This window comes from Arthrobacter sp. Bi26 (assembly GCF_918697925.1).
GTDB lineage: Bacteria > Actinomycetota > Actinomycetes > Actinomycetales > Micrococcaceae > Arthrobacter.
The window spans coordinates 1-22,810 of the sequence record NZ_CAKKMF010000079.1 but is presented as its reverse complement, the minus strand read 5'-3'; the positions used below and the strand labels follow the sequence as shown (position 1 = coordinate 22,810).

24 protein-coding genes are annotated in these 22,810 nt (G+C 65.2%); 4 read left to right on the top strand and 20 right to left on the bottom strand.

Annotation, left to right across the window (positions count from 1 at the left end):
* Positions 1–8: 8 nt before the first annotated feature.
* A complete protein-coding gene (locus LQV16_RS18195) occupies positions 9–1,172 on the top strand; it encodes an AI-2E family transporter (protein WP_229995290.1) in 1,164 nt (387 codons plus the stop codon).
* A 133-nt stretch (positions 1,173–1,305) separates the two neighbouring features.
* Here LQV16_RS18195 and LQV16_RS18190 read toward each other — a convergent pair whose 3' ends face one another.
* Entirely contained in the window at positions 1,306–2,103 is a 798-nt protein-coding gene (locus tag LQV16_RS18190) for an alpha/beta fold hydrolase (RefSeq protein WP_229995287.1), read from the bottom strand.
* A gap of 10 nt (positions 2,104–2,113) precedes the next feature.
* On the bottom strand, positions 2,114–2,485 hold the full coding sequence (locus tag LQV16_RS18185; protein WP_229995286.1) for an ATP/GTP-binding protein: 372 nt from the start codon (positions 2,483–2,485) through the stop codon (positions 2,114–2,116).
* Between the two features lie 125 nt (positions 2,486–2,610).
* Between LQV16_RS18185 and nucS the strand changes: the two genes are divergently transcribed.
* Together nucS and LQV16_RS18175 are read left to right on the top strand one after the other, a co-directional pair.
* A complete protein-coding gene (nucS, locus tag LQV16_RS18180; RefSeq protein ID WP_026266819.1) occupies positions 2,611–3,306 on the top strand; it encodes an endonuclease NucS in 696 nt (231 codons plus the stop codon).
* Positions 3,307–3,592: 286 nt separating this feature from the next.
* Entirely contained in the window at positions 3,593–3,796 is a 204-nt protein-coding gene (locus tag LQV16_RS18175; protein ID WP_011692441.1) for a cold-shock protein, read from the top strand.
* Between the two features lie 239 nt (positions 3,797–4,035).
* On the opposite strand, the gene LQV16_RS18170 is transcribed toward LQV16_RS18175, so the two are convergent.
* The 14 genes from LQV16_RS18170 to LQV16_RS18105 form a co-directional block, all read right to left on the bottom strand.
* A complete protein-coding gene (locus LQV16_RS18170; protein ID WP_229995289.1) occupies positions 4,036–6,609 on the bottom strand; it encodes a DUF2156 domain-containing protein in 2,574 nt (857 codons plus the stop codon).
* An 83-nt stretch (positions 6,610–6,692) separates the two neighbouring features.
* Complete coding sequence (locus LQV16_RS18165) at positions 6,693–8,069, bottom strand: alpha/beta hydrolase-fold protein (RefSeq protein WP_229995285.1); 1,377 nt, start codon at positions 8,067–8,069, stop codon at positions 6,693–6,695.
* A gap of 5 nt (positions 8,070–8,074) precedes the next feature.
* Positions 8,075–8,506 carry a DUF2550 domain-containing protein gene (locus LQV16_RS18160; protein WP_229995284.1) on the bottom strand — a complete coding sequence of 144 codons (432 nt, stop codon included), beginning with the start codon at positions 8,504–8,506 and terminating at the stop codon, positions 8,075–8,077.
* A 10-nt stretch (positions 8,507–8,516) separates the two neighbouring features.
* Positions 8,517–8,801 carry a F0F1 ATP synthase subunit epsilon gene (locus LQV16_RS18155; protein WP_090581408.1) on the bottom strand — a complete coding sequence of 95 codons (285 nt, stop codon included), beginning with the start codon at positions 8,799–8,801 and terminating at the stop codon, positions 8,517–8,519.
* A 1-nt stretch (position 8,802) separates the two neighbouring features.
* The gene (atpD, locus tag LQV16_RS18150; protein ID WP_090581405.1) at positions 8,803–10,257 is read right to left on the bottom strand and encodes a F0F1 ATP synthase subunit beta; all 1,455 of its coding nucleotides are present in this window, start codon (positions 10,255–10,257) and stop codon (positions 8,803–8,805) included.
* A gap of 81 nt (positions 10,258–10,338) precedes the next feature.
* On the bottom strand, positions 10,339–11,232 hold the full coding sequence (locus LQV16_RS18145) for a F0F1 ATP synthase subunit gamma (RefSeq protein WP_229995283.1): 894 nt from the start codon (positions 11,230–11,232) through the stop codon (positions 10,339–10,341).
* A gap of 76 nt (positions 11,233–11,308) precedes the next feature.
* Positions 11,309–12,946 (bottom strand): F0F1 ATP synthase subunit alpha, encoded by a 1,638-nt coding sequence (atpA, locus tag LQV16_RS18140; RefSeq protein ID WP_229995288.1) that lies wholly within the window; start codon positions 12,944–12,946, stop codon positions 11,309–11,311.
* An 89-nt stretch (positions 12,947–13,035) separates the two neighbouring features.
* Entirely contained in the window at positions 13,036–13,860 is an 825-nt protein-coding gene (locus tag LQV16_RS18135) for a F0F1 ATP synthase subunit delta (protein WP_229995282.1), read from the bottom strand.
* Positions 13,860–14,411 (bottom strand): F0F1 ATP synthase subunit B, encoded by a 552-nt coding sequence (locus LQV16_RS18130; protein ID WP_028276066.1) that lies wholly within the window; start codon positions 14,409–14,411, stop codon positions 13,860–13,862. Before LQV16_RS18130 ends, LQV16_RS18135 begins: the two co-directional genes overlap by 1 nt.
* Before the next feature lie 48 nt (positions 14,412–14,459).
* Positions 14,460–14,678: an ATP synthase F0 subunit C gene (gene atpE / locus LQV16_RS18125; protein WP_028276067.1), complete on the bottom strand. Its 219-nt coding sequence runs from the start codon at positions 14,676–14,678 to the stop codon at positions 14,460–14,462.
* A 124-nt stretch (positions 14,679–14,802) separates the two neighbouring features.
* Entirely contained in the window at positions 14,803–15,603 is an 801-nt protein-coding gene (gene atpB, locus LQV16_RS18120; protein ID WP_229995281.1) for a F0F1 ATP synthase subunit A, read from the bottom strand.
* Between the two features lie 91 nt (positions 15,604–15,694).
* A complete protein-coding gene (locus LQV16_RS18115) occupies positions 15,695–16,033 on the bottom strand; it encodes a hypothetical protein (RefSeq protein WP_229995280.1) in 339 nt (112 codons plus the stop codon).
* Positions 16,026–16,511, bottom strand: a complete 486-nt coding sequence (locus LQV16_RS18110; protein ID WP_229995279.1) for a hypothetical protein — start codon at positions 16,509–16,511, stop codon at positions 16,026–16,028. The genes LQV16_RS18115 and LQV16_RS18110 overlap by 8 nt, the downstream gene beginning before the upstream one ends.
* A gap of 125 nt (positions 16,512–16,636) precedes the next feature.
* Positions 16,637–17,761, bottom strand: coding sequence for an MraY family glycosyltransferase (locus LQV16_RS18105; protein ID WP_229995278.1), 1,125 nt, complete (start codon positions 17,759–17,761; stop codon positions 16,637–16,639).
* Between the two features lie 305 nt (positions 17,762–18,066).
* Between LQV16_RS18105 and LQV16_RS18100 the strand changes: the two genes are divergently transcribed.
* Positions 18,067–18,963, top strand: a complete 897-nt coding sequence (locus LQV16_RS18100; protein ID WP_229995277.1) for a glycosyltransferase — start codon at positions 18,067–18,069, stop codon at positions 18,961–18,963.
* A gap of 33 nt (positions 18,964–18,996) precedes the next feature.
* On the opposite strand, the gene LQV16_RS18095 is transcribed toward LQV16_RS18100, so the two are convergent.
* From LQV16_RS18095 to prfA, 4 genes are all read right to left on the bottom strand, one after another.
* Positions 18,997–19,764 (bottom strand): WecB/TagA/CpsF family glycosyltransferase, encoded by a 768-nt coding sequence (locus LQV16_RS18095; protein ID WP_229995276.1) that lies wholly within the window; start codon positions 19,762–19,764, stop codon positions 18,997–18,999.
* A complete protein-coding gene (locus tag LQV16_RS18090; RefSeq protein WP_229995275.1) occupies positions 19,761–20,561 on the bottom strand; it encodes an L-threonylcarbamoyladenylate synthase in 801 nt (266 codons plus the stop codon). Before LQV16_RS18090 ends, LQV16_RS18095 begins: the two co-directional genes overlap by 4 nt.
* An 82-nt stretch (positions 20,562–20,643) precedes the next feature.
* Complete coding sequence (gene prmC, locus LQV16_RS18085; protein WP_229995274.1) at positions 20,644–21,522, bottom strand: peptide chain release factor N(5)-glutamine methyltransferase; 879 nt, start codon at positions 21,520–21,522, stop codon at positions 20,644–20,646.
* Positions 21,523–21,538: 16 nt separating this feature from the next.
* Positions 21,539–22,612 carry a peptide chain release factor 1 gene (gene prfA / locus LQV16_RS18080; RefSeq protein WP_229995273.1) on the bottom strand — a complete coding sequence of 358 codons (1,074 nt, stop codon included), beginning with the start codon at positions 22,610–22,612 and terminating at the stop codon, positions 21,539–21,541.
* Positions 22,613–22,810 lie beyond the last annotated feature (198 nt).

Sequence of the window (22,810 nt, the reverse complement as noted above, 5' to 3'; positions counted from 1 at the left end):
ATGTCCTTTTGTCCGCGGCCCGGCGCCTGCGCCAGCCCCTGCCGGGAGCCCAGCCGAGAATCCGCTTCGAGATGCCGCCGGAGCATGAGGCCGAGGCCGGGACCGAGGCCCGCTTCGGCAGTCCCGGTCCGCGCATGTCGGCCCAGCACCCCCTGTATATGGGCTTCATGGGTACGGTCGGCGTCGGCTTCGCCCTCCTGGTCTACTGGATCGGGTCAAATACGACGCAGCTGCTCTTGTGGATCATCACGGCGCTCTTCATCACCCTGGGGCTGGACCCGGTGGTTCGCTGGCTCGAACGCCGAAATGTCCCCCGGGCCGCCGGCATCCTCCTGTCCGTATCCACCCTGGCGCTTGGAGTCGCCGCATTTTTTGCCACCCTGATCCCCACGATCGTGCAGCAGGTGACGCAAATCGTGCAGCAGGCGCCCAAGTGGGTCCAGGATTTCATTGACTCGGAATTCTTCCGGAGCGTTGACAGCCAGTTCGGCATCCGGGACCGCATCAGCCAGGAGCTGGAGAAGTTCGTCAACAACCCGGACGCCATGGGCGGCATCTTCGGCGGCGTTGTGGGCTTCGGCTCCACCGTGGCAAACGGACTGTTCGGCGCACTGATCGTGCTGGTCCTGAGCCTGTACTTCCTCGGCGCCCTTCCCGCGATGAAGAAATGGGGCTACCGGCTCGCGCCGCGCTCGCGCCGGGCCCGGGTTGAAGCCCTGTCCGAGGAAATCACCGGTTCGGTGGGCAACTACGTGATCGGCCAGGCCGCCGTCGCACTGCTGAACGCCACGTTCGCGTTCATTGTGATGTCGATCATCGGCGTACCGTTCGCCACGCTACTGGCGTTCGTCGTGGCCCTGCTGGCGTTCATCCCGCTGGTGGGCGGCATGATTGCCGGGTTCCTGGTGACGCTCGTTGCCCTGACCGCCGGCTGGCAGACCGCGCTTGTCTTCGCCATCTGCTATTTCGCCTACCTCCAGTTCGAGGCTTACTTCATCTCGCCGCGGATCATGCAGAAAGCCGTGGCGGTGCCGGGCGCCGTGGCCGTCATCTCGGTCATCGCCGGCGGCAGTCTGCTGGGCGTCCTCGGAGCCCTGATCGCCATTCCCACCGCGGCGGCCATCATGCTGCTGGTCAAAGAAATCCTCATCGCGCGCCAGGACAGCCGCTGACAGTTCCCCCTGGCAGCCGGTTTTCGCGCCGAAAAAGGACAGCCGCACCGTGGATCCCCGGTGCGGCTGTCCTTTTTCGGCGCGGAATTCCCTTTTCGGCGCGGTTCTCCCCTTTCGGGCAGGCGCTGGCGGCTCAGGAGTGCGCCGTGGCGACCGGTCCGTCCCATTCCTGCGGAAGCACTGTTCCGGCGCTGCCGGGGATGACCTGGTCCACGATCTCGTTGAGCACACGCCCGGCGTACTTCTCCCCCACCCACAGGTGCTTGGCGCCGTCGACCCCTAGCACCTGCGCCTGCGGTACCAGCGCGAACCTCGCGGCGGCATCAGCCGGCTGCAGGTAGTCGTCGTGTTCGGGGACCAGCACCTTCAGCGGCTTGCCCGTCCGGGCCCATTCCTTCAAGTGCACGTCCGTGGCCCGGTGCAGCGGGGGCGAGAGCAGGACAGCCCCCTCGATCTCCGAGGCGACGGGCTCAGCGGCGCCGTACATGAGGGCAAGCTCAGTGCCGAAGGACCAGCCCACGAGCCACCGGTTTGGCAGGCCCCGGTCCACGGCGAACTGCACGGCGGCCTCGACGTCCAGACGCTCGCCGATGCCTTCCTCGAAGGCTCCTCCGCTGGTCCCCCGCGGCGAAGACGTGCCACGGGTGTTGAAGCGCAGTACGGCGATTCCGGCGAGGGCCGGCAGCCGGTAGGAGGCCTTGCGGTAGACGTGCGAATCCATGAAGCCGCCGTGCGTCGGCAGCGGGTGCAGCGTAATGAGTGTTGCCTTGATCTCGCCGGATTCCGGGAGGGCGAGCTCGCCCACCAGCCGGTGTCCGTCCGAGGTACGGAGTTCGACGTTCTCGCGGTGGGCCGGAAGGACGGTGGACGCGCGGATGGCAGTCGGCTCTGACGGCTGGGTGAAGACGTACGACGCGGGATCAAAAGTCATGCTGACCAGCTTAGCGATACCGATAGCTCCGTGAGGTCCAGCAGTTGGTATGCCAGTGGCGGCGCTCGGCGAGACCCGCGGCGGCGCCAAAGAGGTGGTCCTCGGACCAGACCACCAGGTGGGCGATCCCCGGCAGTACGGCGGTGGAGCAGCCCGGGCAGATGTAGGTCTTCTCGGCGCGGCTGGCGGTGATGGGGCGGACCATCCATTCACCGTCCGGCGCGCTTTCCCGCCGGGCGAAACCTGAGCGGGCGCGCTCCAGATCGAGCTCCGGCGCCGGGCCGTGTTTGGCCCCGGGGGCTTTGCCCTTTCCCGGCGCTGCGCTCTTGCCGGAGCCTGTCTTTGCAGAACTGGCGCGGCGGGGTCGGTTGGAACGGGGCATGCCTCCATTCTGCCCCAGACCGGCTGCCAGTCTTTGCGTCACCGCCGCGGCGCCGGTTGAGCTGCAGCCCCGCCGTCCCGCCGCCCCAGCCCGGGGACCCCCGCGCAGACGGTAGAGTGGACCGGGTGCGTTTAGTCATAGCCCGCTGCTCCGTTGATTACGTCGGCCGCCTCAAAGCCCACCTCCCGCTGGCCACCAGGCTGTTGCTGGTCAAGGCCGATGGCTCGGTCCTGGTCCATTCCGACGGCGGATCCTACAAGCCCCTGAACTGGATGAGCCCTCCTGCGTCTTTGCGCGTCTCCACCCCGGATGAGGTCGACGTCGAAGTTGGCGTCGTCGAGCAGTGGACGGTCCAGTCGGCCAAGACCGATGACCGGCTCATTATCAATATTCATGAGCAGCTGCACGACACGTCCCACGAACTGGGCCAGGACCCTGGCCTGATCAAGGACGGCGTCGAGGCGGACCTCCAGCGGCTCCTGGCCGCCCAGATCGAATTGCTTGGCACCGGGTTCTCGCTGATCCGCCGCGAGTACTTCACGGCGATCGGCCCCGTGGACATCCTGGCCCGGGACGCGGATGGGGCCACCGTGGCCATTGAGCTCAAGCGGCGCGGCGACATCGACGGCGTCGAGCAGCTCACCCGGTACCTGGAACTGCTGAATCGGGACCCGCTGCTGGCTCCGGTCCGGGGAATCTTCGCTGCCCAGCAGATCAAGCCGCAGGCCAAAGTCCTCGCCAAGGACCGCGGAATTGACTGCGTGACCCTTGACTACGACGCCATGCGCGGCGTTGACGACAGCGAATCCAGGCTCTTCTAAGCGCCCTGCGGCAGTCTTTCCGCGGCGGCGATTCGCGTTAAGCGGTTATTTGCACAAAATTTATGCATTTCTCCCGCTCGCCCGTTGACCTGACGCAAGTGTCATGAAATTCTTATACAAGTCTTTGTGTAGGTGTTATTCATGCTCGCAAGACATGTTGCGAGCGTGAAGCTCCTGCAGCCACGGTTCGGGAATCCGGTCCGTTGCCAAAGGTTCTTCTCGCAGAGTGACCAAGTGCGGTGTGAAGTGCGCCGGACTTATTCAGATCCACAATGAGGAGAAACAAATGGCACAGGGAACCGTCAAGTGGTTCAACGCAGAAAAGGGCTTCGGCTTCATCACCCCGGATGACTCCGATGGCGATGTCTTCGTTCACTACTCCGAGATCCAGACCGGTGGCTTCAAGACCCTCGACGAGAACCAGCGTGTTCAGTTCGAGATCGGCCAGGGCGCCAAGGGCCCCCAGGCTACCGGCGTAACGCTGGTCTAGTCTCCCGTCAGGAAGTGCTTTAGGGCATTTCCGGCACCAAAAATGATCCCCGGCATTTGTGCCGGGGATCATTTTTTTGTGCATTGTTGGCCGCGGCGTTTCAGGTCTTCGCCTTTTGGCCACGCCTCTATTGGTCAAGCGATATTGTTCATCCGAATTGCACGGCCGCGCGAATGCGTTTACGGCAGGGCCCGGATCCGCGCCAGGCGCGCCGGGCAATAACCGCCGGACCCGGCCGGCTAACGCACCAGGGTGCGCAGCAGACGTGCACTCTGCCGGACGGACAGCCCGGGAAGATACGCGCGGCTCAGGGCCCGGCCCATCGCGGGCAATTGCAGCGGATCCTGGTAATAGAGGTAAAGCGTGCGGTAGTCCGGTTTGAAGCGCGACTTGAACGTTGCCAGCGAGCGGAAGCCATAGATGGGTTCCAGGGCCCGGCCCACCACGTCCAGGATCCCGGCCAGCCCCTCAGGCCCGGCATCGCCGCCCCCGGCAGCGGCTCCGGCAGGACTCTCGGCAGTGTCTCCAGCGGGATCCACAGCAGCGTCCCCGGCGTCGCTGCGCCGGGCCGCGTCGTCTGCGGCACGGTCCTTCGCCAGCGGCGAGCCGGAAAGGGAGATGACCTCGACCGTGCGCTTGAGTTCCAGCACGGCGGAGGCAATGAGGAACTCCATGACGCCAGGGAACGCGTCTCCGCGCCGGCGCATGAAGTCCAGGGTCCAGCTCACCAGCTGTCCGTCCTGGTACACCGGCAGCCAGCTCGTGACACCCTGCACGTGTCCGGCGGCGTCCACCGCCAGGCAGCACAGCACTTCGTCGTCGTCGAGCTCGTCGATGCCGCCGAGCGTGAAGCCCATCTCCGGCACGTGCTTTTGCGCCGCCCATTCCTCGGAGACCTCGCTCAGCTGGGCCCGCAGCGGGGCCGGGAATTCGCTGTAGCGCCCCCACACGGCTTCGACGCCGGTCTTCGCGGCACGGTTCAGCGCGGTGCGGACGTTCTGCCATTCCTTGCCCTTGAACTCGAGTTCCCGCACGGCGAGCCTGGTTTCCTGGGCCACGGCCACCCGGCGGAACCCGCGGGCCCGGAGCATCGGCCACAGGTCGGCGGTGCAGGAGTAGAAACACGGGATCAGGGCGTGCTCGGCGCAATAGCGCATGAAACCCGCCGCGGTCTCCTCATGGAGGGCAGCGGGTCCGAAGGGGCCCGCCAGCGTCAGGGCCACGTTGCCGTGTTGCTGGTAGGCCACCCCGCCGCGACGGTCCGGCGTGAACCAGTATTTGTTCGGTTCCCAGAGCGCCATCCAGGACAGCGAGTCTCCGCCCTGGCGGATGAGGTCACGGGCCGTGTCCCGGTCCCCGAAGCCGACGTCGGTACTGTTCATCCCGGTACCGTGCAGCCGCCGCCGCAGGACCAGCCAGACCGCGGCCAGGGCCACTCCCCAGAAGATGATGCCGGCATAGGCGAACAGAAAGGACTCGACGGCGTACCGGTTCTGGAAGAGCCTGCTGTAGGCGCCGGGAATGGGCAGCGGCAGGTACTGCCGGGCGAGTTCCGCGGCGAGGCCCAGCACTCCCCCGTCGCGGTCCATCCCGCCGGCCGCCAGCCACGCGACCGCGTAGGCTCCGGCGAGCCCCAGCCACGTCCCGCCTACCACGATGCCCAGGATCCCCCGGGCCCGCGGTGCCGTCTCCACCCGGAACTGCCGGCGGTTCAGCCAGAGCAGCACAACGAGCAGCAGCGGAACGGCCACGAGCGGAAGGACGTGGACGAAGCCGGAGCCCATCACGGCCGTGTGCGGCCGGTTGGGATAGTGCGGAATGCGGGCGAACAGGGCGAGGTACACGGCGGCCAGGGCTGTAACGCCGAGCTGGACGATGATGGCGATCCGCAGGGCCAGGCGGCGGCCGTGCCGCATGCCGTCCGCGCAGATCAACAGCAGGACCACCGGGACCACCGCCAGCGCGAGGCCCAGCGGACCGGCGAATCCGGCCCGGCCGGCCTCCAGGCAGCTGACATCAACCGTCCCGCCGCAGTTTTCCTCCAGCTGGCTCAGTGTGGGCAGCGGGTTCAGCACGACGTCGCGCAACAAGGCCAGGGGCCCGGTGGGGCTGCTGACAGCTGCCGTGAGGATCGGTCCCACCGCGAAGATGGCGACCGTGAGCGCCAACAGGTTGCGCGTTTCGCGGCCCGTCGAACGGTGGCGGTGCAGGGTCCCCCGGTCGCCCTGGATCCACCAGCCAGCGGCCAGGCCGGCGAGGGCACCGGCGAGCCCCACCACCGTCTCCGGATGCCCGACGTAGAGCACCAGCAGCAGCGACGCGGACACGACGGCGGTCCGCAGCCGCCGTTGCCACAAAGTGGGCAGCAGCCCGCTGGCGGCCAGGGCCACGGCAAGGACGGCGGCGTAGGGGCCGATCAGCCGGGCATTGACCATGAGGCCGAGCCAGCCGTCGCCGATATACCGGGCCAGCTGGGTGATCAGCAGGAACACGGTCACAGCCGCGAACTGGCCCGCAAAGAAGAACACGGCTGTCCGCAGCGTCCCCAGATGCCGTTCAGCGAGGCCCAGAAGCAGGAGGATCATCAGTGATGCGGCGAGGTAGGCCAGCAGATTGGTGGCGAAGAACAGTGACGTGAACAGGGACCACCAGTGACCCGCCCTCAGCCCCGGAGCGTTGACGGAGGCGATGGGCAGCAGGGCGTTCGGCGGCCCGGACAGGAAGCTGCCCGTGACGGCACCGACGGCCAGGAAGGTCGCGAGGACCGCCAGGGTGAACGGTACGGCGCGGAAGTGCGCCAGCGTCTGGCGCATCCCCTGCCGCCAGACGTCCAGCAACGGCGGGCCTTCCGGGCCCGGGCCCGCCGCGGTCCGCGTGCTGCCGTTTTTGGTCTGGCTCATGGCGAGATCCCCCAGCGCCGGGCCAGGAAGTCCAGGCCGCCGGGCAGGCCGTTGGATGCTGTGTCCCAGGAGTGCCCCGCGTTGGCGATCCGGTGTGTTTCGACCGTGAACCCGGCGCGGCGTGCCGCGTCGGAGAGCACGTCCATGTAGCCGGTGAACTCCGGGTCGTGGTCTCCTGCGGCGAAGTACACGCCGTGGCCGTCGAAGCGGTTTTCCGCCATGACGCGGAGCGGGGTCAGCCGGTCGAAGGCCTCGGCGTCGCCGCCGAAGGAGGCCTCGATGGTCTTGGCGCGCTCCTTCGCGAGGGCCGGCTCGTCCTCGCTGGAGAAGGCCAGCGCCGCGCCGTAGACGTCGGGATGCCGCGTCACCATCTGCATGGCACAGGTGCCGCCGAACGAGAAGCCGCCCGCGGCCCACTGCCGGGGGTTCGGGTCGACGTCGAGCGTGCGGTTGATCCAGTCCGGCACATCCCGCGCCAGGAAGGTGTCCGCCTGGGCAATCCGGCTGTCGAGGCACAGTGTGTTTGCCGTCGGCGAGCCGTTGGGATCGACCACCACCGCCACGGGCGCCACCCCGCCGTGCTGCGCAGCGAACCGGTCCAGCCGGATCCGGAGCGCGCCGCCGGTCAGCCAGTCGGCGGGGCTGCCCGGCTGGCCGGAAAAAAGGACCAGCACCGGCAACGCGGGCCGGGGGGAACTCTGGTAGGCCGGCGGGAGATAGACGTAGGCGTCCCGGCTCTGGAAGCCGGAGATCCTGCCGGGGATGACCGCCTTGCGGATGACGCCGTCGGGAAGGTGGGCAGGTGCCTGCCAGTGGGCGAGCCCGGTGGAGGCCGGGCCGCCGGCCGCGCGCGTCAGGCCGGCCTCGAGCGGCTTGATCCGGGCTACTGCCGTTCCGGTGAGATCGCCGACGGTGTGGTTCAGGCCGAAGTAGATGTTGATCTGTACAGCGGCAAGCGCGAGGACGGCCAGAAAGGCGGCCGTGGCTGCGGCGCCTGAACGCCAAGGTTTGGTGCGGCTGCGTCCGCGGACCCGGAGACCGAACAGGCACATGATCCACAGGAGCAGGGCGCCGACGCCAACTTGGGACCAGACGAGGGTCTCCCCAGGCAGTTCGGCGGGGAAGACCGTGATGGCGTAGATCAGGAACCAGTGCACGGCCGCGACGAGCAATGCGGCGAGCAGGGTCACGGCAGCGACGACGACGGCCGCACCGGGCAGGCGACGCCTGATGTGCCCAGAAGCGGTGTGCCGGAAACCCGGATACCGGAAGGCGGCGTGCCAGAGGAGGTAGGCCAGGCCTGCCGCACCGGCGGCCCACGCAAGCCACACCACCGGGCCGTCGACCAGGCGGAGGCTGTCAAGGTAGTCCACCGGGGCTAGCGCCAGGTGCCGACGCCGATGACCGGTCCGGCCTCAAGCCAGGATGACAACCCTGTGTAGGCATCGAAGCGCATCGCGAGAAGAACCTGCCGCCCCTCGTAGCGGAGCTCCACGATCACGGCGTCGGGCTGGACCTTGAGGAGCTCGGATTCGGTGGGCTTGCGCCGGCCAAGGAGCTCCAGCGAGCTGCGCCGGAAGGTGTGCTTGGGACGGACGCTGAGTGAGACCAGGCGGAACCACTCGAGGTCGTTGTCCTGATAACGACAAACCCCCATCTGCCAGCTTTTTCCAGCCGTGCAGATGGAGGCGTCCACCGTGCCGAGGGCGCGCCGCAGATTGAAGCGGCGCACCCCCATGAGGCACAGTGCAAATACCAGCAACGCAAACGCAGTTGCCAGGACGATGAACGGCAAACCAATACTGTTCATCAAGGTCGTGCTAGCGGATCCCCGCAGTAGCCGCTTCGCCCATTTGGGCGTTGTCAGCAACAATGACCACCCTGTTGTTGTCAACGGAGAAGAATCCCCCGTCGACGGCTACAGAGATGCGGTCACCGGACACCGGCTCGATTGCCAGCTCACCTTCGGCCAGAATCGCCAGCAGGGGCGAGTGGCCGGGCAGGATTCCGATTTCACCATCGCTGGTGCGGGCCTTGACCATCTTGGCCGCTCCGGACCACACGAAGTGATCCGCTGCGACAATCTCAACCTCAAGCTCAGCCATATTACTTGGTCTGTTCCTGGATCTTGGCCCACTGGCGCTCGACGTCGTCCAGGCCGCCGACGTTGAAGAACGCCTGCTCTGCAACGTGGTCAAGTTCGCCGTCGCAGATCGCGGTGAAGCCTTCAACAGTGTCCTTGATGGATACTGTGGAGCCCTCGACGCCGGTGAACTGCTTGGCGGTGTAGGTGTTCTGCGAGAGGAACTGCTGGATGCGGCGTGCACGCGACACGACGATCTTGTCTTCTTCAGAGAGTTCGTCAACGCCGAGGATGGCGATGATGTCCTGAAGTTCCTTGTTCTTCTGCAGGATCTGCTTGACGCGAACGGCCGTGTTGTAGTGGGCCTGTCCGATGTACTGCGGATCCAGGATCCGGGAGGTCGACGTCAGCGGGTCAACGGCCGGGTACAGACCACGGGAGGCGATTTCACGGGAAAGTTCCGTGGTCGCGTCGAGGTGTGCGAAGGTCGTGGCCGGAGCCGGGTCGGTGTAGTCATCTGCGGGAACGTAGATGGCCTGCATCGAGGTGATGGAGTGGCCCTTGGTGGACGTGATGCGCTCCTGGAGGAGACCCATCTCGTCGGCCAGGTTGGGCTGGTAGCCCACAGCCGACGGCATGCGGCCGAGGAGGGTGGAAACCTCGGAGCCTGCCTGGGTGAAGCGGAAGATGTTGTCGATGAAGAGCAGCACGTCCTGGTTCTGCACATCGCGGAAGTACTCCGCCATGGTCAGGGCGGACAGTGCCACGCGCAGACGCGTTCCCGGCGGCTCATCCATCTGGCCGAATACAAGGGCGGTGTCCTTCAGGACGCCGGCCTCTTCCATTTCGACCCAGAGGTCGTTACCTTCACGGGTACGCTCGCCGACACCGGCGAACACCGAGGTGCCACCGAAGTTGCGGGCAACACGGGTGATCATTTCCTGGATCAGCACGGTCTTGCCGACGCCGGCACCACCGAACAGACCGATCTTGCCACCCTTGATGTACGGGGTGAGGAGGTCGATCACCTTGATGCCGGTCTCCAGCATCTCGGTGGAGCCTTCCAGGGTCGCGAAGGCGGGAGCCTTGCGGTGGATCGGCCAGTAGTCGGAAGCCTGGATCTCGGACTCGTCGACGTCCAGCGGCTTGCCCAGCACGTTGAAGATGTGACCCTTGACGCCGTCGCCCACGGGCACGGTGATCGGGCCGCCGGTGTCTACAACGTTGGTACCGCGGACAAGTCCGTCGGTGGCCTGGAGGGAGATAGCACGGATGAGGTTGTCGCCCAGGTGCAGGGCAACCTCGAACGTGACGGTTCGGGTCTCACCGTTGAGAGTGATCTCGGTGGTGAGTGCGTTGTAAATCGAGGGGATTGCGTCAGCCGGGAATTCGACGTCGACAACCGGGCCAATAACACGTGCAATACGACCGGTAGCACCGGACGTTGCGGCTACGTGATCGGTAGCAGTGGCAGTCATCTCTCTCACTTCACTCAGTAGATGGCGTGGGGTTAAGTTTATTCTTTGGTGCAGGTACAGCTGGATCCGGGCTCGTGCTGGCTAGGACGCGGACAACGCGTCGGCACCGGCAACGATTTCGGAAAGCTCCTGCGTAATTTCAGCCTGGCGGGCAGTGTTGCGCAGACGCGTGTACTTCTTGATGAGATCCGTCGCGTTGTCGCCGGCGGACTTCATCGCGCGCTGGCGGGCTGCGAGCTCGGAAGCTGCTGCCTGCAACATGGCGGCGAAGATACGTGATTCGATGTAGCGCGGCAGCAGGGCATCGAGGACCTGCTCCGTTTCCGGCTCGAATTCGTAGAGGGGAAGCAGGTCCGATTCGGACGCGGCTTTCTCTTCGACGACCTCGAGCGGCAGCAGACGAACGACCGTCGGCTCCTGGGTCACCATCGACTTGAAGCGGGTGTAAACGACGTGGATTTCGTCGACGCCGCCCTCTTCGTAGGCGGTAGCGAAATCAGCCAGCAATGCTTCGCTGACTTCCCGCGCGGTCGCAAACTCCGGTGCATCCGTGTTGCCGGTCCATACGCGAGCGTATTCACGGTTCCGGAAGTCGAAGTACGCCTGCGCCTTGCGGCCGACCAGGAACGTCTTGACTTCCTTGCCTTCCGCGTGGAGCAGCTCATTGAGGCCTTCGGCCTGCTTGAGGATGCTCGCCGAGTAAGACCCCGCGAGGCCACGGTCCGAGGTGATAACCAGGACGGCGGCCCGGCGGATCTGCGCCGGCTCGGTGACCAGGGGGTGGTCGATTTCGCTCTGGCTTGCGACAGCAGAAACGGCACGCGTGATCGCGTTCGCGTAAGGCAGTGAAGCTGCTACGCGTGCGCGGGCCTTGCCGATGCGCGAGGTAGCGATCAGTTCCATCGCCTTGAAGATCTTGCGCATCGACGTCGTCGAGCTGATCTTCTGGCGGTAGACCCGGATCTGGGCTCCCATACTTATCCTTTCCTAAGATCCCGATGGCCGGGACTGCCGAAACCCGTGCGGGTCCCGGCAGTCCCTGCCAGCGAAACTAGCGCTTCTGCTTGACGATTTTTTCCTGGTCGACCTGATCCTCGCCGATGGGGGCGTGCTCCTCGTGCCCCGCACCGACCAGGAGGTTGTCTCCCTCGCCGAAGAAGCCCTTCTTGAAGTCCACGATTGCGGTCTTCAGCGCTTCAGCGGTGTCATCGTCCATGACGTTGGTCTGGGCCAGCGTCGTCAGGATGGAGGACTTGTGCTTGAGGTGCTCCAGGAACTCGGTCTCGAAGCGGTTGATGTCTTCAACCGGAACCTCGTCGAGGTGGCCGTTGGTGCCGGCCCAGATGGAGACAACCTGGTTCTCGATCGGGAACGGCGAGTACTGGCCCTGCTTGAGCAGTTCCATCAGGCGTGCACCACGGGTCAGCTGCTGGCGCGATGCGGCGTCGAGGTCCGAGGCAAACATGGCGAAGGCCTGCATGTCGCGGTACTGGGCCAGTTCCAGCTTCAAGGTACCGGAGACCTTCTTCATGGACTTGACCTGGGCGGCGCCACCAACACGGGAGACGGACACACCGACGTCCACAGCGGGGCGCTGGTTGGCGTTGAAGAGGTCCGACTGCAGGAAGATCTGGCCATCGGTGATGGAGATGACGTTGGTCGGGATGTAGGCGGACACGTCGTTCGCCTTGGTCTCGATCAGCGGCAGGCCGGTCATCGAGCCTGCACCGAGCTCATCGGAGAGCTTGGCACAACGCTCCAGCAGGCGGGAGTGCAAGTAGAAGACGTCGCCCGGGTAGGCTTCGCGTCCCGGCGGGCGGCGGAGCAGCAGTGACACTGCACGGTAGGCCTCGGCCTGCTTCGACAGGTCATCGAACACGATAAGGACGTGCTTGCCGCCGTACATCCAGTGCTGGCCGATAGCCGAGCCGGCGTACGGTGCCAGGTACTTGAAGCCTGCGGGGTCAGACGCGGGGGAAGCCACGATCGTGGTGTATTCCAGTGCGCCGTTGTCTTCCAGGGTCTGGCGGACAGCCGCGATCGTGGATGCCTTCTGGCCGATGGCTACATAGATGCAGCGCACCTGCTTGGTGACATCGCCGGAAGCCCAGTTGGCCTTCTGGTTGATGATCGTGTCGATGGCAATGGCGGACTTGCCGGTCTGGCGGTCACCGATGATCAGCTGACGCTGGCCGCGGCCGATCGGGATCATGGCGTCGATAGCCTTGAGTCCGGTCTGCATCGGCTCGTGAACCGACTTACGCTGGGTCACGCCGGGTGCCTGAAGTTCCAGGGCACGGGTGGTCTCGGCCTTGATCTCGCCGAGGTCATCGATGGGCTGGCCCAGCGGGTCAACCACGCGGCCGAGGAAGGCGTCGCCAACCGGCACGGACAGAACCTGTCCGGTGCGGTGGACTTCCTGGCCTTCTTCGATTCCGGTGAAGTCACCGAGGATGATGACGCCGATCTCGCGGACGTCGAGGTTCTGGGCCAGGCCCAGGGTGCCGTCTTCGAAGCGAAGCAGCTCGTTCGCCATGACCGAGGGAAGGCCCTCAACACGACAGATGCCGTCACCTGCGGTTGTTACACGGCCGACCTCTACGCGCTCTGCGTTTCCGGGTTCGTAGGACGCCGCGAACTCGTTCAACGCATTACGGACGTCGTCGGCGTTGATGGTCAATTCGGCCATCTGCAGTCCCTGCTCTCCTGTTTTCGTGATCATCGTTGCTCACGATGACCGGGGTTTCTTGTCGTTAGGTTTGTGCTTGTCCGGCTTAGCTAAGCAAGCTGACGCTGGAGCTGGCCCAGGCGGCCGGCGACCGAAGCGTCAACCACTTCGTCACCTACCTGGATCCGGATGCCACCGATCAGTGCCGGGTCAACGTTCATGTTGATCTTGAGCTCGCGCCCGTAAAGGGCGTTCAGCCCGGTCTGCAGACGGCTGGTCTGTGTCTCCGACAGCGGACGGGTGACGTTGACCGTTGCAATCCAGCGCTGCTGGCGCTTGGCGGCAAGCTCGGCGAAACGGCGAACCAGCCTGGTGACCTTGAGCCCGCGCGGAGCCGTGACGGCCTGTCCGATCAGGACTTTCGCTTCCTCGCTCGCACCAGGTACGAGCTTCTCGGCGAGGGTCACCTTGGCGGCCGGGCTGGCCTGCGGCTCGGACAGAGCACGCTGGACCTCGTGGCTGGACTCAACGGCCTGGTTGAAGGAGAACAGATCGTTCTCCAGCGATTCAAGTCCGGTGAGCCCGGAGGCAGAGACGGCCGACTTGTTCTCGGCAACAGCGATGACCACCGAAGCGGCAAGAGTCTCGAGTGCATCGCCGATATCCCGTGCCGATGCCCAGCGGGAGCTGGCCAGTCCGGCCGCGATTTCAACAGCGTCAGCGGATACTTTCCCGCTGAAGAGCTGCTTGACCAGCGCCGACTTTTCGTCACCGCTGCGGGACGGGTCAGTCAGGGCGCGGCGCAAGCCTGCCGAGCTGTCCACCGTTCCCAGGATTCCGAAGAGTTCCTTTGCCAACTGCAGCGACGCGGTGGGAAGCTTGGCCTCCAGTGCCGCCAGCGCAGCGGCCAGCGATTCGCTCGATACACCTGCCATTACTTAGCTACACCCGCGTTCTGGTTCTCCAGATCTGCCAGGAAGCGGTCCACCACTCGGGCCGACCGTGCATCGTCGCTCAGAGCCTCGCCGACAATGCGGCTCGCCAGCGTCGTGGCCAGCGTGCCGACCTCCGCGCGGAGCGACACAACGGCCGCCTGGCGCTCGGATTCGATCTGCGTGTGGGCCTGCGCGGTGATGCGGGCAGACTCGGCAGCCGCCTTCTCCTTCAGCTCTGCAAGGATCTGGGCGCCTTCGGCGCGTGCTTCCTCGCGGATGCGGTTGGCTTCGGTGCGGGCTTCCGTGAGCTGCTGCTTGTACTCTTCGAGTGCTGCGGAGGCTTCGGCCTGGGCCTTTTCGGCCTTGGCGATGCCGCCCTCAATGGCCTCGGCCCGCTCTGCAAAGGTCTTCTCGAACATCGGGACAACGTACTTGACCACGATGAACATGAGGAGAGCAAAGCCGGCGAAGACGACAAGCATCTCCCAAGGATTGGGAACGAGGGGGTTAGTACCGCCTTCGGTGGCGGCTGAGATGATCGCTTGATTCATATTTCACCCGTCCTTATCTACTCGGTTCTGGATTTTCGGTTGTTCTGTTTACTTGAGAACGAACGCGAAGACCAGGCCAAGGATGGCGAGGGCTTCAGTCAGCGCAAGGCCGAGGAATGCGATCGGCTGCAGGACGCGCTGGGCTTCCGGCTGACGTGCCACGCCGTTGATGTAGGCAGCGAACACGAGACCCACACCGATACCACCGCCGATGGCGGAGAGGCCGTAGCCGACGAGGTTGAGGGAGCCGTTGATGGAGCCTTCCATTTTTTGTTCCTTTCAAGATGCCACCCATGTGGCAGGTTGTTTGGTTTGCTTCATCCCCTAGAGGGGAAGACTATGTTGTGCCTTTGGCGTTGTGCCCCTGGCGCAGCGCCTTTTGGCGTTGTGCCTAGTGGCTGTCGGCGTGGAGCGCGCCCTCGATGTAAATCGCGGTCAGCAGCGTGAACACGTAGGCCTGCAGCACCATGATCAGTGCTTCGAGCATGTACATGGCGATGGCGCCGCCAAGGACGAGTACGGACGCGCCCTTGAGGAGAACGCTTTCCTGCATCACGAGGAATTCGATGCCCGCACCGGAGATCATCACGATCAAGTGGCCGGCCAGCATGGTGGCGAACAGACGGAGGCTGTGCGTGACCGGGCGGACCAGGAAGTTGGAGATGATCTCGATCGGGACGACGATCGGGAGGATGTAGAACGGCACACCGGAAGGAACCGTCGCGAGCTTGAAGTACTTCAGGCCGTTCCGCTTGATGCCGATGCCGATCCAGGTGACATACACGATCGCTGCCATCACGTAGGCTCCGCCGACGTGCGAGAAGGTCGGAAGCTGGATCAGCGGGATTGCACCGTAGATGTTGTTCACGAGGATGAAGAAGAACAGGCTGAACAGCAGCGGGACATACTTCATGAAGTCCCGGCCGCCGATAATGTCCTTGGCGATGCCGTTGCGGACGAAGCTATAGGCGGCCTCGCCTGCGAACTGCAGCTTGCCGGGAACGAGCTGCTGCTTCCGCGCAGCGATCACAAAGAATGTAGCGATAATGACAACCGACAGGATTACCAGCAGCATCTGCTTGGAAAATCCTTCGGCCGCACCCCAGGGGATGATAGCCGGCAGGTGAAGTTCTTCAATTCCAGGAGGCGTGAAGGTTCCTGAATCTTGGGCCGGGAGCGCAAGCGCGATCAACGCGTTTCCTCTCTGCAGTGTCCATCATTGGGCGTTGGGCGGGGACCGGCGACATTGGTGCCCGCCTCTCCCCCTGTAAAATTATTTGGCATTACTGTTCCTCGTCCTGGGACGGGCCACGTGCAGCATTGCCGTCACCAGCTGAAGTTCTGTTACTGGTGAGGCCGTGCATATGAGAAAGATAGAACCCTCCCGCAGCTCCAAGCAGAGCGCCTGCGAGCACAATCCAGCGGGTTCCCCACAGATTATCCAGTCCCCACCCTATCAAACTCCAGACGATGATTCCGCCAACAATGTAGCTGAAGACGGCGATCCCGGCGTTGTATCCGCCGTCGCTGCCATCCGTCGATACACCGGGGGCACCGGCTGTAGTTTTAGGTGTTTTGACTGACTTGTTATTTGGTATGCGTCCGGCTTTGCGGCTAAACATCGGTGCCGTCTTTTCGGGTTTCGGGGTCGTTGTAAATCTGGAGCCTCGCCTTGCTGAAACCGTAAATTTCGGCAGCCTGCCAAAGCACCACGGTCACGACGGCGCCGATCAGGAACCAGCGGCCGTGCAGCCAGGCCGGAGCCCCGATGACGAAGAGGACCACGGCAAAGCCGACAACCTTGACGAAGTACGTCGCGACGAACAGTCCGATCGCTCCGGAGGGGTTGTTGCGGCCGACAAAGTGGCCCACCGCCAGGCTGATGGCGAAGAACGCCATCACCAGCGCTCCCCCGAAGAGGGCGGACCAGAACCCCAGGGCGCCGTTGAAGATGAATGCGGCGATGCCGGTCAGCACCAGGGCGGCGGCGGAGACTGCGGAGCTCATGGCCAGCAGTCTGAGCCACAGGGATTTTGTGGGGCCAGAGACGCCAACGGGTCCGTTGCCGGAAGCGGGTCCCGGTTCGGCGTTGGAGGTCATGAGATCCCAATCGTCGCTGGCGTGAGGCTGGTCAAGGTGGGCGGCGAAGCACCGCCACTGAATTCTACATTAGATAGAAATTATTCGGTAAAGCGCGTCAGAGCAGGATCCTCCTGCATGCCGGGCTACTCGGGAGTGCGGGCCATCTGCCGCGGTCCCCGCTGGCGCAGGTACGGCCAGGCAGTCACCACGGCCATGATCGCCGCGGCGGCCAGATCGACGGCGAGGACTATGTGCCAGGGGAAAATCGCGAAGGCGAGCCCGCCGAAGGCAAGGATGCAGGTCCACAAGTACATCAGCACGACGGCGCCGCGGTGCGAGTATCCGATGTCCAGGAGTTTGTGGTGCAGGTGTCCGCGGTCCGCAGACCACGGCGAACGGCCCAGTGCGGTTCGCCGCACAACCGCCAGGCCCAGGTCCAGCAGCGGCAGGAACAGTACTGCGAACGGCAACAGGATGGGGATGACGGTGGGGATACCGTTGGCCCGGTCGTAGAGGCCGGAGCTGATCTGGCCGGTGGAGACGACGCCGGCCGAGGCCATCAGCAGGCCGATCAGCATGGCCCCGGAATCGCCCATGAAGATCTTCGAGGGAAACCAGTTGTGCGGCAGGAAGCCGACGCAGCTGCCGACCACCACGGCGGTCAGGAGTGTGGCCAGGTCCGAGCGGTCGAGCAAGACGGCCGTGCGGTGGACCCAGTAGGCCGTGAGGAAGAACGCCGCTCCCCCGATAATCGCCACGCCTGCGGCGAGGCCGTCCAGGCCATCGATGAAGTTGAAAGCGTTCATCGTGGTCACGATCAGCCCGGCGGTCAGCACGATGCTCACGGCTTCGTTCTCAATCACGAACGGCTCCGGGATGAACGGGATGACCGTCATCCGGACTCCCCAGATGGCCACGACCAGCGCGGCGGCGCTTTGGCCAATCAGTTTGACCCACCACCGAAGATCCAGCAGGTCGTCCGCCATGCCAACCAGCACGATCACGGCGGCCCCAGCCAGGATTCCCCACGGTGCCGTGTTGTTCCGGAAGATGTCCTTGACGAAGAACGAATTGCTCGCCATGACCAAGGCCACCAGGACCCCCGCGAAGATGCCCAGGCCGCCGAGCCGGGAGATCGGGGTGGAATGCATGTCGCGGCTGCGGATCGGGGAATACAACTCGAGCTTGTTGCCCACCAGACGGGCACCCCAAGTCGCCGTGTAGCTCACGATCGCTGCCGTCAGCATCATGAGCAGGTACATGATCACGGGAAGACCACCAACCCGGTACCGTCAGTACCGTCAGCGCAGGCAACCCACGCCGGCACGTTCCGCAGCAGCGGACACACCAGTGAGTTGCGGAAATGGGGTGGATTCAATTGCCGTGGAACTGTCTTTCGAAAAATGAAACTTCTCCGTCGCCGTGCGCAGGGCAGGCAGTGCGTAGTGCCTGACAGGGCTGTATTACAGTGGACTCTAGTCAAGATACTAATGCCAACGGCCACCTGTCTTCGCGTCACACGGCCCTCCGCCGGCGGGAAAACCACTGACGGTCGTGATGAAAGGACCCCGCGATGACCCCCTCGGTTGCAGTCGCTGCCGTGACGTTTGACCGTCCCAGGGAGCTGGCGGTCCTGATGGACGCCATCAACAACCAGACCGCTCCGGTGCGGTCCATTTGCCTCGTCGACAGCGGCACCGTGCCTTCGAAGGAAGTTGCCGAGCGGCACGCCAACGTGGACTATGTCCGGTCCGAGGCGAACCTTGGCGGTGCCGGCGGGTTCTCGCTGGCCATCCTCAAGGCCGTGGCCAGCGGGGCTGACTGGATCTGGATGATGGACGACGACGCCGAGCCGGCAGACCCCGAATGCCTTGCCACGCTGCTGCGCGAGGCGCAGGAACGCGGCCTGGACGCCGTGGTCCCGCTCGTGGTGGCCCCCGGCCACCCCGACCAGCTGTCCTTTTTCTTCCGGCTCAATGGCAAGGTCACGCATGAGCGTGCGGAGGTGGAAAAGGTCGGGTTCCTGCCCGACGACGGACACTTCTTTAACGGCGCCCTGATCCGTTCCGATGTCTTCTTCAAAGTCGGCCTGCCGGACATGCGCCTGTTCATCCGCGGCGACGAGGTGGACTTCACGCTGAGGCTCAGGAAGGCCGGGATCCGTTTCGGCACCGTCACCACTGCCGCCATCACGCACCCGCACGCGTTCGCCGAAACCAAGCACGTCTTCGGTGCGCGGTGGCATGTGATCGTTCCGGATTCGGCCTTCAAGCGCTACTTCTACTACCGGAACCGCGGCTACATGATCCGCCGGCACTTCCGGGTCAAGTCATTCATCGCGGATGTGGGCGGCTACCTCGGCTACTTCCTGCGCAGCGGCGACTTCCGCGGGCTCGCGGACTGGTTCCGCGCCTTTTCCGCCGGGCTCCGCGGGAAGGGCTTCGGTCCGCTGGAGGACCAGAAGTTCTAGCCCGCCGCGCCGCAGGCGCTAGGGGTGCTGCCCCTAGGGCTGCCGGCGCAGGCGTCGGCGCAGCAGCAGCCCCAGCAGCACCCAGGGCTCGCCGAACACCCGGTAGGCCACCCGCTGCGGGTGGAGCATAAGCCGCCAGGCCCACTCAAGCCCGAGCCGGCCGATCCAGCGCGGTGCCAGCTTCTGCACCCCGGCAATCTGCTCGATTGCGCCGCCGACGGCGCAGTAGATGGCCGGCGGGAGCGCGGCAAGCCGGCGGGCCAGGACCTGTTCCTGCAGCGGCATCCCAAGGCCCAGGAGCACAAGCTGCGGGCGCAGCCCGTTAAGCCATTCGACCGCTGTTTCCTCAACATCCCTGTTCCAGCCTTCGCCGGGCATGCCGTCGACTCTGGCCCCGGGGACGATCTCGCGCAGCTTTGCCACGGCGCCGGCGTTGGCCACGGCGCCTGCGCCGATGACCGCGATGCGCTCCAAGCCCGCGACATTTCCCAGCGCCGGAATCCAATCGGTCGACCCCAGCCGGTAATCCATCACCGGTTCCCTGCCGTCGTGCTCTTCGCCGGTCTTGGCCCAGAGCCAGAGCACCGGCGCGCCATCGATCAGCACCACGTCGCTGCGGTCGTAGAAAGACCGGAACGCCGGATCGGAGTGCAGCAGCGTCACGCTGTGCAGGTTGTGCCCCACCACGATCCGGGTGCGGCCGTCGGCCACGAAGGTGCTGAGGACCGCGGTCAGCTCGGACACCGTCACGGGGGTCGCTTCGACGTCGAGGAACGGGACGTGCTGGCGCTGAAGCGTCATGCGGAACCGGGCTCAGGCGCGGCGGGCTCCGGCGCAGCGGACCCGGGCACAGCATCACCCTTGGGCGCGGCGTCGCCCTCGGGCGCAGCGTCGTTATCCGGAGCAACGTCAGCAGCGTCCACGGCATCGGGGGCGTTGCCGTCGACGTCGAGCAGCCCGGGAACCACACCGCGGAGGCGTTCGAGGCTGATTGCACCCTGTCGAACTACGCGCAACGGCAGGGCCGTCGCGTCCACAATGGTCGAGGAGAGGGCCTCGGCACCCTCGGCGGGCCGGGGTCCGCCCTCAAGGTAGACCTCCACGGATTCCGCCAGCTGGGCCTCGGCGTCCGCGGCGGTCTGCGCCGCTGCGTGCCCGGTGCGGTTCGCGGAGGACACAGCAAGGGGCCCGGTGAGCGTCAGCAGGTCCTGGGCGATCTCGTCGGCCGGGATCCGCAGGGCGACAGTCCCCTTGGTCTCGCCAAGGTCCCAGTCCAGTGACGGCTGGGCGTGCAGGATCAGGGTCAGGCCACCGGGCCAGAACGTCTCGGCCAGCTGACGCGCCTCGGCCGGAACGTCCGTGGCGAGGCCATCGAGGGCGTTCAGCCTGGGGATCAGCACGGGCGGCGGCATCTTCCGGCTCCGGCCCTTGGACGCGAGCAGCAGGGTCACGGCAAGGGGTGAAAAGGCGTCGGCGGCAATGCCGTAGACCGTGTCCGTGGGGAAAACCACGCACTTGTTCTCCCGGATGGCCCGTTGGGCGTGTTCAAGTCCCGCGGCGCGCTGCTCAGCTGCCGTGCAATCGTAGCTAGTCGTCACTGGCCTATTCTTTCATCACTTGTGACACGAAATTTTTGAGGCGTCAGGTCTGGCAGTGTCTGCTCTGACGCGTCTGCTTTGACTATGTCAGTTCTGACGGTGTCAGGACGGCGCTGGTGGCACGGTCCTTGCCGTTGAGGTCGCGGTGCGTGCTCACCTCGGAGAACACCCCGGTGCGGTTGAGCATCGCGGCGATCCATTCCGACTGGACTTCGGCGTGCTCCATCACGAAGTAGCCGCCGGGGACAAGCAGCCGGGCAGCCGAGGCGGCCGCCGCCGTCGGAAGTTCCATCCCGTCCGCTCCCCCGCCGTAGAGCGCCTCGGGCGGGTCGTGCAGCGCCACTTCGGGTTCGTTCGGGATCGCTTCGGCCGGAATGTAGGGCGGGTTGGAGACGACGACGTCGAAGGTGCCATTATGTTCGCCCAGTGCGTCGCGCAGATCGCCGCGGATGAGGTGGACGCCCAGGGAAGCCAGGTTTTTCGCCGCCCAGGCGTGTGCGAATTCGCTGTACTCCACCGCGTGCACTTCCGCGCCGGGAACCTCGTATGCGATCGATCCTGCGATCGCGCCGGATCCAGTGCCCAGGTCCACCACTTTCGGGTGCGCCAACCCGTCCCTGTCCTTGAGCCAGTCCAGCACCAGCTGCACCACGGATTCGGTTTCCGGCCGCGGGATGAACACGCCGGGGCCGACGGCGAGTTCGAGGTAGCGGAAGTGCGCCACGCCGGTGATGTGCTGCAGCGGGATCCGCTGCGCCCGCTCGGCCACGAGGTCGGCATAGCCCTCCGGCGCCGGCGAGTCGCCGAGCATCAACGCGCGCAGCCGGCCGAGCCCGACGCCGAGCAGGTGCTCGGCCAGGAGCTCGGCATCCACGCGCGGGCTGGGCACGCCGGCCGCCGCGAGAACCGCCGTCGCCTCGCTGACGGCCTCCGCGAGGCTCGGACCATCGCCTGCTGTCATCACGAGTGACCCGCGCCTATTCGCCGATTGCGTCGAGCCGGGACTGCTCGTCCAGTTCGATGGCCGACTGGATCACCGGTTCCAGGTCGCCGTTCATGACCTGGTCCAGGTTGTAGGCCTTGTAACCGGTGCGGTGGTCCGCGATCCGGTTTTCCGGGTAGTTGTAGGTGCGGATGCGCTCGGAGCGGTCCATGGTGCGGATCTGCGACTTGCGCTGCGCCGAGTTTTCGGCGTCGATCAGCTCCTGCTGGTGTGCCAGGATGCGGGCACGCAGCACGCGCATGCCGGCCTCACGGTTCTGCAGCTGCGACTTCTCGTTCTGCATGGCGACGACGATTCCGGTGGGAAGGTGGGTGATGCGCACAGCGGAGTCGGTGGTGTTGACCGACTGCCCGCCGGGACCTGAGGAGCGGTAGACGTCGATCTTGAGATCGTTCTGGTTGATCTCTAGTTCCTCGGGCTCGTCCACTTCGGGCAGCACCAGCACACCGGCGGCCGAAGTGTGGATGCGGCCCTGGGATTCGGTGACGGGGACACGCTGCACCCGGTGCACGCCGCCCTCGAACTTGAGGCGGGCGTACACGCCCTCGGCCGGATCGTTCGAGTTGCCCTTGACGGCCATCTGGACGTCCTTGTAGCCGCCAAGGTCCGATTCGGTGGCGGAGATGATCTCGGTCTTCCAGCCGCGGGATTCCGCATAACGGCTGTACATCCGCAGGAGGTCCGCGGCGAACAGCGCAGCCTCGTCGCCGCCTTCGCCGCCCTTGACCTCGAGGATCACGTTGCGGGCATCGTCAGGGTCGCGCGGGATCAGCAGCCGGCGCAGCCTGGCCGCCGCCGTCTCCAGCGCAGCCTCCAGCTCGGGTACCTCGGCCGCGAACTCGGGGTCCTCGTCCGCCATTTCCTTGGCAGCCGCCAGGTCGTCGCTGATGGCTTCCCAGCGGTGGTAAGCCTCCACAATGCCGTTCAGCTGGGCAGAACGCCGCCCCAACTTGCGGGCCAGCCGCTGGTCGGCGTAGACAGCAGGATCCCCCAGCTGGGCCTGGATGGAGTCGTGCTCATCCAGCAGGCCCTGTACGGACTCAAACATTTTCAAACCTCTTTCGACTCTCTCAAGTCTAGTAACGCGATAGAGAAGGTGTGCAAGCAGCGAAGCCGTTCGGTTTTCTGCCGCCCCGGGAGTGCGATCGATGACTCCCAACCTTCGCAAGCTCAGGTCGGGGCCCTCGTCATCTCCCTTTCGGGCCTGCTGGCGTAGCGATGCATTCGCCGCGCGGGTTTTCCGCCC

Bases quoted from the DNA above. Each gene is read 5' to 3' on its own strand.
- LQV16_RS18115 (WP_229995280.1), bottom strand. From the start codon at position 16,033: ATGTTTAGCCGCAAAGCCGGACGCATACCAAATAACAAGTCAGTCAAA.
- LQV16_RS18190 (WP_229995287.1), bottom strand. From the start codon at position 2,103: ATGACTTTTGATCCCGCGTCGTACGTCTTCACCCAGCCGTCAGAGCCG.
- LQV16_RS18095 (WP_229995276.1), bottom strand. From the start codon at position 19,764: ATGACGCTTCAGCGCCAGCACGTCCCGTTCCTCGACGTCGAAGCGACC.
- atpD (WP_090581405.1), bottom strand. From the start codon at position 10,257: ATGACTGCCACTGCTACCGATCACGTAGCCGCAACGTCCGGTGCTACC.
- atpE (WP_028276067.1), bottom strand. From the start codon at position 14,678: ATGGAAGGCTCCATCAACGGCTCCCTCAACCTCGTCGGCTACGGCCTC.
- LQV16_RS18145 (WP_229995283.1), bottom strand. From the start codon at position 11,232: ATGGGAGCCCAGATCCGGGTCTACCGCCAGAAGATCAGCTCGACGACG.
- prmC (WP_229995274.1), bottom strand. From the start codon at position 21,522: ATGACAGCAGGCGATGGTCCGAGCCTCGCGGAGGCCGTCAGCGAGGCG.
- LQV16_RS18155 (WP_090581408.1), bottom strand. From the start codon at position 8,801: ATGGCTGAGCTTGAGGTTGAGATTGTCGCAGCGGATCACTTCGTGTGG.
- prfA (WP_229995273.1), bottom strand. From the start codon at position 22,612: ATGTTTGAGTCCGTACAGGGCCTGCTGGATGAGCACGACTCCATCCAG.
- LQV16_RS18185 (WP_229995286.1), bottom strand. From the start codon at position 2,485: ATGCCCCGTTCCAACCGACCCCGCCGCGCCAGTTCTGCAAAGACAGGC.
- LQV16_RS18160 (WP_229995284.1), bottom strand. From the start codon at position 8,506: ATGAACAGTATTGGTTTGCCGTTCATCGTCCTGGCAACTGCGTTTGCG.
- LQV16_RS18130 (WP_028276066.1), bottom strand. From the start codon at position 14,411: ATGAATCAAGCGATCATCTCAGCCGCCACCGAAGGCGGTACTAACCCC.
- LQV16_RS18110 (WP_229995279.1), bottom strand. From the start codon at position 16,511: ATGACCTCCAACGCCGAACCGGGACCCGCTTCCGGCAACGGACCCGTT.
- LQV16_RS18170 (WP_229995289.1), bottom strand. From the start codon at position 6,609: ATGCGCCAGACGCTGGCGCACTTCCGCGCCGTACCGTTCACCCTGGCG.
- atpA (WP_229995288.1), bottom strand. From the start codon at position 12,946: ATGGCCGAATTGACCATCAACGCCGACGACGTCCGTAATGCGTTGAAC.
- LQV16_RS18175 (WP_011692441.1), top strand. From the start codon at position 3,593: ATGGCACAGGGAACCGTCAAGTGGTTCAACGCAGAAAAGGGCTTCGGC.
- LQV16_RS18135 (WP_229995282.1), bottom strand. From the start codon at position 13,860: ATGGCAGGTGTATCGAGCGAATCGCTGGCCGCTGCGCTGGCGGCACTG.
- LQV16_RS18100 (WP_229995277.1), top strand. From the start codon at position 18,067: ATGACCCCCTCGGTTGCAGTCGCTGCCGTGACGTTTGACCGTCCCAGG.